15 protein-coding genes, 1 tRNA gene and 1 pseudogene are annotated in these 11119 nt (G+C 67.9%); 5 read left to right on the top strand and 12 right to left on the bottom strand.

Annotation, left to right across the window (positions count from 1 at the left end; translation table 11 throughout):
• Window positions 1-62 precede the first annotated feature (62 nt).
• The 7 genes from FV228_RS10360 to FV228_RS10330 form a co-directional block, all read right to left on the bottom strand.
• A complete protein-coding gene (locus FV228_RS10360; RefSeq protein ID WP_147854547.1) occupies window positions 63-1100 on the bottom strand; it encodes a TRAP transporter substrate-binding protein in 1038 nt (345 codons plus the stop codon).
• A 221-nt stretch (window positions 1101-1321) separates the two neighbouring features.
• Window positions 1322-1642 (bottom strand): hypothetical protein, encoded by a 321-nt coding sequence (locus FV228_RS10355; protein ID WP_147854546.1) that lies wholly within the window; start codon window positions 1640-1642, stop codon window positions 1322-1324.
• Between the two features lie 14 nt (window positions 1643-1656).
• Window positions 1657-2409 (bottom strand): FkbM family methyltransferase, encoded by a 753-nt coding sequence (locus FV228_RS10350; RefSeq protein WP_147854545.1) that lies wholly within the window; start codon window positions 2407-2409, stop codon window positions 1657-1659.
• Between the two features lie 66 nt (window positions 2410-2475).
• Complete coding sequence (locus tag FV228_RS10345; protein ID WP_147854544.1) at window positions 2476-2811, bottom strand: hypothetical protein; 336 nt, start codon at window positions 2809-2811, stop codon at window positions 2476-2478.
• Window positions 2812-3102: 291 nt separating this feature from the next.
• Window positions 3103-3450: a DUF6883 domain-containing protein gene (locus tag FV228_RS10340; protein WP_147854543.1), complete on the bottom strand. Its 348-nt coding sequence runs from the start codon at window positions 3448-3450 to the stop codon at window positions 3103-3105.
• The gene (locus FV228_RS10335; RefSeq protein ID WP_147854542.1) at window positions 3447-3698 is read right to left on the bottom strand and encodes a DUF4926 domain-containing protein; all 252 of its coding nucleotides are present in this window, start codon (window positions 3696-3698) and stop codon (window positions 3447-3449) included. Before FV228_RS10335 ends, FV228_RS10340 begins: the two co-directional genes overlap by 4 nt.
• 246 nt (window positions 3699-3944) lie before the next feature.
• Window positions 3945-4019, bottom strand: a tRNA-Val gene (locus tag FV228_RS10330).
• Window positions 4020-4344: 325 nt separating this feature from the next.
• Between FV228_RS10330 and FV228_RS10325 the strand changes: the two genes are divergently transcribed.
• Entirely contained in the window at window positions 4345-5388 is a 1044-nt protein-coding gene (locus tag FV228_RS10325; protein ID WP_147854541.1) for a hypothetical protein, read from the top strand.
• 319 nt (window positions 5389-5707) lie between these two features.
• Window positions 5708-6103 (top strand): hypothetical protein, encoded by a 396-nt coding sequence (locus tag FV228_RS33035; RefSeq protein WP_187277695.1) that lies wholly within the window; start codon window positions 5708-5710, stop codon window positions 6101-6103.
• Window positions 6104-6230: 127 nt separating this feature from the next.
• On the opposite strand, the gene FV228_RS10315 is transcribed toward FV228_RS33035, so the two are convergent.
• The 4 genes from FV228_RS10315 to FV228_RS10300 all read right to left on the bottom strand — a co-directional run bounded on the left by FV228_RS10315 (window position 6231) and on the right by FV228_RS10300 (window position 8711).
• Window positions 6231-6704, bottom strand: coding sequence for an ExbD/TolR family protein (locus tag FV228_RS10315; RefSeq protein WP_147854540.1), 474 nt, complete (start codon window positions 6702-6704; stop codon window positions 6231-6233).
• Window positions 6705-6853: 149 nt separating this feature from the next.
• Window positions 6854-7549, bottom strand: coding sequence for a MotA/TolQ/ExbB proton channel family protein (locus FV228_RS10310; protein WP_147854539.1), 696 nt, complete (start codon window positions 7547-7549; stop codon window positions 6854-6856).
• 130 nt (window positions 7550-7679) lie between these two features.
• Window positions 7680-8156, bottom strand: coding sequence for a Tat pathway signal protein (locus tag FV228_RS10305; protein WP_147854538.1), 477 nt, complete (start codon window positions 8154-8156; stop codon window positions 7680-7682).
• A 63-nt stretch (window positions 8157-8219) separates the two neighbouring features.
• A complete protein-coding gene (locus FV228_RS10300; protein WP_147854537.1) occupies window positions 8220-8711 on the bottom strand; it encodes a hypothetical protein in 492 nt (163 codons plus the stop codon).
• Window positions 8712-9135: 424 nt separating this feature from the next.
• On the opposite strand from FV228_RS10300, the gene FV228_RS10295 reads away from it, so the two are divergent.
• Window positions 9136-9564 (top strand): Hsp20 family protein, encoded by a 429-nt coding sequence (locus tag FV228_RS10295; protein WP_147854536.1) that lies wholly within the window; start codon window positions 9136-9138, stop codon window positions 9562-9564.
• Between the two features lie 148 nt (window positions 9565-9712).
• Window positions 9713-9997: a DUF1150 domain-containing protein gene (locus tag FV228_RS10290; protein ID WP_147854535.1), complete on the top strand. Its 285-nt coding sequence runs from the start codon at window positions 9713-9715 to the stop codon at window positions 9995-9997.
• A 20-nt stretch (window positions 9998-10017) separates the two neighbouring features.
• Here FV228_RS10290 and FV228_RS10285 read toward each other — a convergent pair whose 3' ends face one another.
• A complete protein-coding gene (locus FV228_RS10285; RefSeq protein ID WP_147854534.1) occupies window positions 10018-10785 on the bottom strand; it encodes an alpha/beta hydrolase in 768 nt (255 codons plus the stop codon).
• 128 nt (window positions 10786-10913) lie between these two features.
• Between FV228_RS10285 and FV228_RS34145 the strand changes: the two are divergent.
• Window positions 10914-11119 (top strand): annotated as a pseudogene (locus FV228_RS34145) (glycosyl transferase); the annotation flags it as partial.

Genomic DNA, 11119 nt, shown 5'->3' with positions numbered 1-11119 from the left:
GTTCATCACCCGCCGCGAACAGGGCGCGACGCCGCCGCGCGGCGCCGGCCCTGCCGGGCCGTTCACGCGAGCTTCCCGCAGGCCTTCTCCAGGAGGGACCAGCCCTCCTCGCCGTACCGGCCCTTCCATTCGGCGTAGAAACCGGCCTTGCGCAGCTTCTCGCGAAACGGCTCCGGATCAGGCTTGTTGAACACCAGGCCGCTCTTCGTCAGATCTTCCTGCAGGCTGGCATTGAGCTTGGCGACGTCGGCCCGCTCCTTCATGCCGGCCTCGTTGATGTGGCGGGCGACCATGGTGCGCAGGTCCTCGGGGATGCGCTCCCAGGCCCGGCGGTTCGCCAGGAACCAGTAGCCGTCCCACATGTGGTTGGTGAGCGAGCAGTATTTCTGCACCTCGTAGAATTTGGTCGTGGCGATCACCGCCAGCGGGTTCTCCTGGCCCTCGACGATCTTGGTCTGGAGGGCCGAGTAGGTCTCGTTCAGGTTGATCGAGGCGGGTGCGGCCTCGAACGCCCGGAACATCGAGGTCCAGAGCGGCGAGACCGGCACGCGGATCCGAAAGCCCTTGAAGTCGTCCGGGCTGGCGATCGGCCGGGTCGAGGAGGTGGTCTGGCGATAGCCGTTGTCCCAGATCTTCTCCATGGCCACGAGGTTGGCCTTGGCGATCTGCTGGCGGACCCAGGCGCCGAGCTCCCCGTCCATCGCGGGCCAGACGGCGTCGTAATTCGGGAAGGCGTAGCCGATGCCGTTGATCGAGGCGTTGGGCACCAGGGTCGAGAGGATCAGCGGCGACATCGTGAAGAACTCGACGCTGCCCGAGCGCAGCTGGCTCAGCGTGTCGGTGTCCGAGCCGAGCTGGCTCGTGGGGAAGATCTTGAGATCGAACCGGCCGCCGCTCTCGACACGCAACGCCTCCGCCATCTCCCGGGCGCGGACGTTCATCGGGTGCGTGTCGGGCAGGTTGTTGGCGTATTTGTAGGTGAAGTCCGCCCGCTGGGCCCGGGCCACGTGCGGCATCGCCACGGTTCCGGCGAGGATCGCCGTCGAGCCGGTGGACAGGAACCTGCGGCGGGACAGGGGCAAGCGGATTCGAGACGACATGGGCGGCCCTCCTGATCCGGGCGCGCGGCCCGGCGTTTCCTCAGGGTCCGCGTTCATGCGCGGACTCTCTCGTGTCTTGAGGCTTCGATAGCGGTTGGCCCAATCCAGTCAACGGGGCCGTTTCGGCCCGGCTGTCGGTGCGGGCGACTTGTCAGGGCACGCCTCGGGGCGTGTCCGCCGGATCTTGCGGACATCCGCGCGAAGGATCGCCCGATATGGGCCTACGCGGCCGGCAATTGCTGCTCCAGATGGGCGCGGAGGATCGAATAGTGTTCGACGACCTTGTCGAGCTTGTCGGCGTTCGCCCTCCGGATCCACTCCGAGCCGGCGTCGGGCTGATAGGTGGTTGCGTAGTGGGCGGCGTGCGCTTTCAGCTTCGCGGCCACGAAGGCCAGATCGGCCGACCAGACGACCTCCGCGCGGACCAGCTGAAGGCGCCGCGCGATCTCGAGCCAGTGCAGGTCGAGCGCGATGCCGCTGCCCATCTGCTTGAACAGGTCGAACAGGGAATCGAGGATCTCGATCGCGGTCCGGGCTGACACGATGGAGCGCTCCGTCATGCCTGCGTCGCGATGAGGTCGGGCCGCACGTACCAATCGTCGAACAGGGACAGCTGCCGGAACCGCCGACGATAACCCAGGCCGGTCAGCAGGGCGTAGATCTTCTCGCGGCTGTCCGAGAAATTGTGCTCGACGCTGATCAGGGCGATGTCGTGTCGGGTGAAGTCGAAGCTTTCCAGCACATCGAACTCGCCGCCCTCCACGTCGATGCTCATGTAGTCGATGCGCTTCGGCGCCCGGGCCTCCGCCAGGAAGCGCTCCAGCGAAACCGTCTGGACCGCGTATTGCCGACCGTCCTGGCGGAACTGGGCATGGAAGTCGCCCGTCACCAAGTCGTTCATGCCGGAGAGCTCGCCGATATCCACCTCGTTGAACAGGACCTCGACCCCGTCGGTCCTGTAGACGCACTTGTCGGTGATATAGCAGTTCCGGTTGGCGTAGAGCGCGGCGTGCCAGGCCCGGGCCGGCTCGGCCAGAGCGCCCTGCCAGCCGAAGGTCTTCTCGAGCAGCAGCGTATTGCTCAGGCTGATCCCGTCGCAGGCACCGAACTCGACGAAGTAGCCGTTCCGCTTCTCCTTCAACTCGTACAGGACCCATAGGTCCTGCAGCAGCTGCGCGTTGGAATACGGCGCCATCTTCGTGGCGAACGACAGGAACTCGAGCTCTGAGCTGGCGAGATGGGGCTTCGCGTCCAGCTCGTTCCTGAGATCGACCAGGGCGTTGAAGACGGTCAGAAGCGCGACATCCATGGCCCTGCGTTCCACCATGTTGAAGGGGACCGATCGATACAGGAGACGAGTGCGGGTGCGGTGCGCTCAGGGAGGGGTTCGGTCAAGAGGCCGGGCCCCCAGGATCCGGTTCGAGCCGTCGAACAGAACCGTATGCTGCAGCGAATCGGGCCCCTGGTCCGGGACCGCGCGGGCCGCCCTGCGGATCGCCGACAGGAAGCGCTTCCGGCTGAACCCATAGGGCCGCAAACTCGCCGACAGGGCGTCGATCAGCTTGGTCGAGGCCTCGGATCGCGCCCGGGCCAGATCGCGCTCCCGCACGGCCGCGTCGCGCTCGGCCGTGATCAGCGCTAATGCAATCTGCTGCTGCTGGATCTGGCGGATGTATTTGGTGTCGATGTCGTGGACAGGTGACGTGGTCATACGGCAGCCCTCGGGGCTCTGAGCGGAACCAGGCCGCGATTCGGCCGGGAACGCGGCGGGACCGACGGGGATGATGGGATCCCGTGCATGCTCCGGTGCCCTTGCACGTCTCAGATGGTCTTGGCCAGATCGTCCTGGCCAGATCGTCCTGGCCAAGATCACGGTTCTAGTCGGCCCCCAGCATCCTGTGCTGCCGGATGGCGGCCGGCGCGCGCATGGGCCGACGTCACGGACCCGGCGAGCCGATTGACCTCGTCGGATCCTGAGATGGCGGTTTTGCGGTGTCGAGCGCTACGGGGTCAGCGGGATAGCCGTCAGAAACCGCATGGTTGTCTCACTGTCCGTCCCGCCGACCTCCCACACGGTGCGCAGAGGCATGTCGTGGCCGTCCGACGCGCGCACCGTGTAGCGGAATTCGACGCGGTTCGGGCCGGTCGGCCGCGGCTGCTCGACGCCGGGCAGGTTGTTCATCGCGCGCTGGCCCAACGCATCTGCAAGGGCTCTATCGTCCTCGCGGGTGAAGCCGAAGGAAGACAGATACGTCCAGCGCGATGCGCCCTTGCGGTGGTTCGGGTTGAGGAATGCCGAAAGCTTCGCACCCTGGATGGACCAGAGGACCGGGACAATACCGCCGCTCACCGAGGGGCGGGCCCCGCCGGCTCGATCTGATGCGAGAGTACCGTCGCAAGGGCGCCATCGGTCTCATCGAACTCGACAGCGTAGCTCTCGCCCGTGCCGTGGACGCTGAGCACCGTGCCGCGCGTGCCGGCCACGATCGCTACGCCGTTGTCGCCGACCACAGGCGTCAGCAGCACCACGTCATCGAGATCCCGAAGGCTCGACGGCGGCTCGGTCTGCCAGACCCGATAGGCGTACTCGAACGACACGAGAACAATCTGTCGCGCGGGGCGGACCGCAGGTGTCCCGGAGATACGGCGCGGGACATCGCCCGCGACACAGCACGCATGAGCCCCCGGGCCGTCGACGCGACCGCAATTCGGGTATCGGCGCTGCTCGGGCTGCGTGGCTCCGGCAGCTGGTTCTGCAAACCCGCTCGGAATTCAGTGAATGTGCGAGAATTTCGATTTTCGGACGCCCGGTCTGGAAAAATCCAGTGACTTCAGAGCGTTGAGTGGTGGAGACGACAGGGATCGAACCTGTGACCTTTCCCATGTCAAGGGAATGCACTACCGCTGTGCTACGTCTCCTAAACGACCGCCATCCGGTTCGGCGAACCTTAAAGCCATCGAAATAATCCAGACTACTCAGCGGCTTATGAGGAGGGACCCTACCCTGTCAAGGTAGTGCTCTCCCACTGAGCGACGCGCCCGGGCCGGTGCTGCAACAGCGCCGGTGGGCCGGGCCTATAGCCGGTGCCCGGCGGGGGCGCAAGCGGAAGGTTGAGGGGCGTGGCCGGGGGGCTGAGACCGCGATGGTGCACGCGGGGAAGAAAATGCGCTATGGGCGTGCCGGCCGGCATCCGGCCGGGCCGCTCGGGCGGTCCCGGCATTCCGCCGCCTCAAGCTTCGGGACATGCGCTACTTCATCGATCACGATCACGGCGACTCGATCCGCGGCTGGATCGTGCCGGACAATCCCCTCGCCATCAGCCGGGTGATGGTCTCCGTCGGAGGCCAGCGCGTGGCCGAAGTTCCGGCCAGCGTCACCGACGAGACGTTCAAGCGCAACGGCTGGCACGCCACCGGGCAATGCACCTTCGTGTTGACGCAGGCCGAGGTGCCGGGCCTGGCCGAGATCCAGCGCCTCGAACTCTACGACGCCGACACCAACGTCCTGGTCTATCGTCGCACGCCCCCGGACGGGTTGGTGCGGCTGCGCGTCATGCTCATCAACACCGGGATCGAGCCCGAGACGGCGCTCCAGGCGGCCTTGTTCCCGTATTTCCAGCACTGCTACTTTGGCGTCCACAAGCTGCCGGACGAGATCCTGACTTGCGTCCTGTCCGGCCCCTCCGCCCCCTCGGCGTTCCTGTCGGGCGCAGTGACGATCCCGCGCTACGAGAACTTCATGACGCCGGACCTGATGGTCACCGGCATCCTGGTGCAGGACCCATATATCGAGATGGCGACCCGCATGCTCTGGCTGAAGGCCCGGGCTGGCGACGCCCTCGATCCGGTGCGCGGCTGGCGGCTCGGACCGCTGGCCGAGGCCGCGTCGTTCTCGGAGGCCTACGACTTCACCGACGTGAAGAGCCTGAAGCGCTACTTCCGCATGCTGCCGGAGCCGGCCTACCGGCTGCTCTACAACCCGCTGACCCGCCAGCTCGGCACCCGCATGCCCGAGGATCGCCTGCACCCGGGCAACTCGATCGCCGCGATCGAGATCCTGGCCCGGGTCGGGATCGTCGGCCACAAGACGCGGTACCACGCCTTCGCGTCGACCCTGTTCGACCAGCTGGGCATCCACGCCCCGGTGCCGGTGCCGCCGCCGGTGCCGGCCGAGACCCAGGCGCTGGCCGAGCGCCTGCGGACCGTGAAGGCGGTGGAGGAGATGCTGGTGTTCGACGTCGCGATGTCGGATGCCGTGAAGGACTCGATCGACAAGAGCTGGAGCTGATGGCGCGCCCGACCGCATCACGGTGAACCGGACCATGGCGGTACCTCCGGCGGTGCCGGCGGCGGCGCCCGGATTCATCCGGCCGTGGATCGCCGCGCTGATCGCTCCGGTCCACTGACGCAACGCACTCGGATCGCTGCCCGCGGCGGCCCGGCCGGCGGCGTTCTGGCGCGATGCCGACGCCGAGTTGCGCGCCTCGGCCCCCTGCTGGGCCTTGGCTTGCTTCGCCTTCGCTTCGCGGGCTGCCTTCTGCTTTGCTTCGCGGATCTCCTCGAGACGCTCCTCGCGCTTCTGCTCGCGCAGCTTCTCTTCGCGGATCTTGCGCAGCTTCGCCTCGCGCTCGGCCTTGATCTTGGCCGGATCCGGCGTCGGCTTCGGCGGCTCCTCGGTCTTGGCGACCTCGGTCGGCGGCGGCGCCAGCGGCTCGGCGGATTCGGCCGTCGAGGTGATGACCTCGCTCTGCGCCTCCACCGGAACGGCCTCCTGCGGCGGCTCGGTGACGGCCTCAGTCTCGTCCGGCTTGACCTCTGTCATCTCGGGCGGTGGCGGCTGCACGGCCTCGTCGGACGGCAATTCCACCGGCTTCGCCTCCGGAGGCGCTGCCTGGCTCATCTGCTGTTCCGCCGGAGCCTCGGTCGAGGACTCGGTCATCACCGGCGCCAGATCGATCGAGATCTGCTGCTCGCCGGGCGGGGCCGGCGGCGTCAGCCGATAGAACATCACCGCCACGAGCACGAGCGCGTGCAGCGCGAACGCGACCAGGAAGGCGGCGAGCAGCCCGTTCGGGCGCCCCTCGCCGGGCCCTGACGACAGATCCGTCGAAGTCAGCGTGCTCATGGATGTCAGCGCGCGGTCTCTGCGGGGGCGGCCGGTGCCGCCGGGGCGGGGCCGCCCGGCGACTGCGCGATCAGCGACACCTTGGTGAAGCCCGCCTGCCCGACGAGGCCCATCACCTGCATGATCTTGCCGTAGGGGACGTCCCGGTCGCCCCGCACCAGGATCACCTGGTCCTTGTCGGAGGCCGCCATCTCGCGCAGGCGCGGAACGAGGCTGTCCATAGTGAACACCTCCTTGGCGATCGACGGGTTGCCGTCCTTGTCGACCGTGACCTCCTGGGGCTTCTTCGACTGCGCCACCTTGGCGGCCGCAGTCTTGGGCAGCTGCACCGGCACGCCGGTGGTCATCAGCGGCGCCGCGACCATGAAGATGATCAGCAGGACGAGCATCACGTCGACCATGGGGGTGACGTTGATCTCGGACATCGGCATGTCGTCGTTGTCGTCATCGTCGCTTGCGCGGGGCGATGCCATCGCCATGGCTGCGTCTCCGAATGAAGGGGTTCGGCCCGAATCGAGCCAGGGTTCGAGGCATCCTCGGCCGCGGCACGTGGCCGACCGGCTGGGCGCCTCGGATCAGGGACGGAGCGCCGGGCCCGCTCGCGACGGGCCCCTGCGCCGAGGGAGACCTACTCGGCGGCCGCGCGGTGCTGCCCGGCCCCCGTCCGCTCGCGGGCGAGGCGATCGCCCAGCAGCGAAATGTAGGACGTGAAGGAGCTTTGGATGCCGCCGATGTCGCCCGCGAGCTTGTTGTAGGCCATCACGGCCGGGATCGCGACGACCAGGCCGATGGCGGTGGCGAACAGCGCTTCGGCGATGCCCGGGGCGACGACGGCGAGCGAGGTGTCCTGGCTCCGCGCGATCGACGAGAAGGAGTTCATGATGCCCCAGACCGTGCCGAACAGGCCGACGAACGGGGCCGTGGAGCCCGAAGTCGCCAGCAGCGACAGGCCGGTGCGCAGGCGTTTCACTTCGAGGCCGAGCGCGCCGCGCATGGCCCGCTCGATCCGCTCGCGCCGCTCGGCCCGGGTCTCCGTCGGGTCCTGGTCGCGCCACGCATCGATGGCGGCCTTCACGACGTGGCCGGTCAGGCCCTTGTGATTGCCGTCGAGGCTGCCACCGGACCGCACCAGCTTCTCGAACGCCTTCGCCTGACGCCGGGCTGCGGAGAGCCGGATGATCTTCTCGAACACCACCGTCCAGCACGCGATCGAGGCGATGACCAGCAGGATCATCACGCCCTTCACGATCGGGTCGGCCTGCAGGAACAGGCCGAGGAACGAGAAGTCGTGGGCGACCTCGGTCGGGGCTTGTGTCGGGTCCATCAGGGGCTCCTGGGATCGTGGTGTCACGCGGCCTGAGGCCGCCATCGCATCGGGGGGCGGCGAAAGCCGCTGGCCGTCCGGCGGCGCACCGCCGGACGGTTTGGTCGAACCGACCCTTATGGCGCCTGCATCAGCGGTCGAAGGCGAGGCCGGCCTTGCTCTCGGTCTCGGTCCGCTCCAGGCAAGCCTCGCGGGCGGCATCGCCGCCATCGCAGGCCAGGACGTCGTTCAGAAGCACCCGTCCGACCTTGCCGCAGGCGATGCCGGGGAAGTCGAAGATCTTCACGATGGTCTTGCGGGCCGGAAGGGGGCCGAGTTCCACCGCGACGCGCTTCTGGGCCACCCCCTCGGGATCGAACGCGAACAGGTCGACCTTGTAGGATTTGAGGCCGGCGCCCTTGGAATTGTCGACCACCATGGTCACCCGGCACGCCTCGCCCGCGGTCTCGACCTTGTTGAGCTGCAGCTTCAGCGGCGTCTTGTCGGCGCCGGCGTCCTGCGCCAGCGCCGACGCGACCAGGAGCGCCGAGAGTGCGAAGCACGCGGCCGTATCGAGGGCGATCCGACCGATCCGTCGGCGGTACAGTGGGACGCTCAGGGCAAGCACCAGACTGATTTCCTCTTTCCTCAGGGTCGGCCGCAGCCGGACCAGGCCGTCGAAGCGGCCGACTCAGTGAAGCACGACCCGCCGCGGGCAGGCTGCCGGCGCCAGGCGCTCCGCCGCCGCGTCGAGGGTCGCCACAGCGGCACGGACCGCCTCGACCAGACGGGGCGCCGCTTCCCGCCCGGTGATTTCGGCAGCCGCCTCTTCGAGGTCGGCCCAGAGCCGACGTCGGCCACGACCGATCAGGGCGACCAGGGCGCATTCGTGGCCGGTGACCCGGCAGCAGCTCGCCGGCATGAAGGACCAGTCGTCCTCGCGCTCCGCCCTCAGCGCGCGCACGATCGCGACCACGCTCGCGACGAAACGGCAGCCCTCAGCCGCGCCGAGGAGTTGTTCCGCGCCGTCGAAGGCGGCATTCCAGCAGGCGATGTCGCTGGTCATGTACCCGGCCGCGACGAACCGAGCCACCGACAGCGCCAGGATATCGGCCTCGTCGCCGCACACGTCGGCGACACGCTGCATCGCCGCATGACTTGCCGGTGTCGAAGGCGCGCTCATCGGGACTCCACTGCATCCCGTCGGGTTCGGGAACTTCCGGCGAGCGTCCGTCCGACCCGGACGATCACCAGTCGCGGCAGTAGACATGGGCGCTTCCTGGATCAAGGCCCGACGCGAAAATCAGAGCAGTTCCAAACTGTTAGTCGGAAGCGTGGCTGCTCGTGGACTTGCTAAAATATCCCGTTTGAATATGCCGAATTATCCTGGTTCGTTCGCTTTTTCGCGGTGCACTGCTGGGGCGGGTATGAGAATTAAACCGTTCCCTTGATGGGGTTGCCTCCCTCGGCCATATCCCACTCACCGGCGGCGTTCCGCCCGGCGGAGCGCTGTCCTGGACGGGCTCCATAGCGTCGAGGTGCTCGGAGATCCGCGGGCTGCGGCTAGCCTTGGGGTCGGAGGCCTCGCTGTGAGGATGGCGGCCGCAATGACTCGACCCTCGCCCTTCGGGCACCCGTTTCTGCTCGGCTTCGACGAGATCGAGCAGGCGCTCGACCGGGTCGCCAAGGGCGCCAACGACGGGTATCCCCCCTATAATATCGAACGGCTGCCCCGCACGGAGCGCGAGCCTGAACGCTTGCGCATCACGCTCGCGGTGGCCGGCTTCACCCAGGACCAACTCGACGTGACGCTGGAGGAGAATCAGCTGGTCGTCCGCGGCCGACAGGTGGACGAGCGTGAGCGGCACTTCCTGCACCGTGGCATCGCGGCGCGCCAGTTCCAGCGGACGTTCCTGCTGGCCGACGGCATGGTGGTCCTGGGGGCGGATCTGGCCAACGGCCTGCTCTCCATCGATCTCGTCCGCCCGGAACCCGACCGGATCGTGCGCAAGATCGATATCGGTGCGCGCGGCTAGCGGGTCGGCGATCCAGGGTGCGGCGTGAACGCAGCCCAGCGATGCCTGCAATCGATTGATTGGACGCCGGAACACCCCACATCAGGATGGAACCACCGGTGCCTCCGGGACCGGAGGTAGACGCTCTGCCACCCCAGGAGGGCTAGACATGACGAACTTGAACGCATCGCCCCTCACCCCCGCCGATCTCGACCCGACCGAGTTCAACCCGGCGGATCTCGCGGCGCTCGGCGAGGGCCATATCGCCTACGTCCGCCCGATCCGCTCCGACGAGGTGCGTCGCCTGTTCCCGCAGGCCCCGGAACTGATGCCCGGTCTCGACCTGTTCGCCCTGCTCTCGGCGAGCGGCGAGCCGATCATGCTGGCCGATTCGCGGGATGTGGTTCTGGCCAATGCCGTCGCCCAGGACCTCCACGCCGTCAGCCTGCACTGACGCCGGGCAGGCCGTGCTAGTCAGGCGATCTCCGCCACCGCCGCCACGAGCCGCGCAATGTCCTGCGGCCGTGACAGGCGGTGGTCTCCGTCCGCGATCAGCGTGAGCACTGTGCCCTCGGCGGGAAGGCGGCTCACCGTCTTCAGGGCGTGCTGATACGGCACGTCCGGGTCGCGCATCCCCTGCAGGATGTGGACGGGACAGGCGGGGTCGAAGGGGCGCTCGAGCAGCCTGTTGCCGCGACCATCCTCGATCAGCGCCAGGGTGATCGGATCGGGCTCCGGCGCGTAGTCGCTCGGCCGGCGGAGCATACCCTCTCGCTTCATCATCGCGCGGGCCGGTTCGTCGAGGTTGGACCAGATCAGGTCTTCAGTGAAGTCCAGGGCCGGAGCGACCAGCACCAGCGCCGCCGTCGTCTGGCCGAGCGCGGCGCGGTCGCGGGCGGCGAGGCACGCGATCCAGCCGCCCATCGACGAACCGACCAGGATCGGCGGCTCGGGCACGAAGGCCGACAGGACCGCCTGAGCGTCCTCCAGCCAGGACGAGATGGTGCAGTCGGCGAAGGTGCCGCCGGAGGCGCCGTGGCCGGCATAGTCGAACCGCACCAAGGCGCGCTTTTCCTCCGCGGCCCACGCGTCCAGGGCCGCGGCTTTGGTGGCGGTCATGTCGGAGCGGAACCCCCCGAGCCAGACCACCGGCGGCCTCGCGCCCTCTCGAACCCGCACGGCGATCTTGCGTGCGGCCTTACCTTCGCCGACGCTGATGAAGTTCGGCCCTGTATCGGTCATCGATCTCTCCGGTAGGCCTATCTCGATCCTGAAGAAGTCCATCCCTGACCGGATCGGCTTCAGCCTGCGTTTACCAGACCGTAAAGCGCGACCGCGATGCTGGAGCAATGGGTACCAGCATGTTGCAGATGCCGGCGGGAGGCTTGCGTCTCCACGCCGAACGAGCGCGGATGGGTGATGTGACGCGCGGCCTCACGGGCTTCCCCGCCGAAATCGATGTCCTTGCGGGCGCCCGCGTCCTGCAGATCATCCCGGAACTCGATGCCGGTGGCGCCGAGCGGACGACCGTCGACGTGGCCGGCGCCTTGGCCGCGGTGGGCGCCCGGGCCCTGGT

Origin of the sequence: Methylobacterium sp. WL18, assembly GCF_008040015.1 — a bacterium.
Taxonomy (GTDB): Bacteria; Pseudomonadota; Alphaproteobacteria; order Rhizobiales; family Beijerinckiaceae; genus Methylobacterium; species Methylobacterium mesophilicum.
Note: the sequence above shows the minus strand (reverse complement) of the source record. Positions and strands in the feature narration are given on the sequence as shown.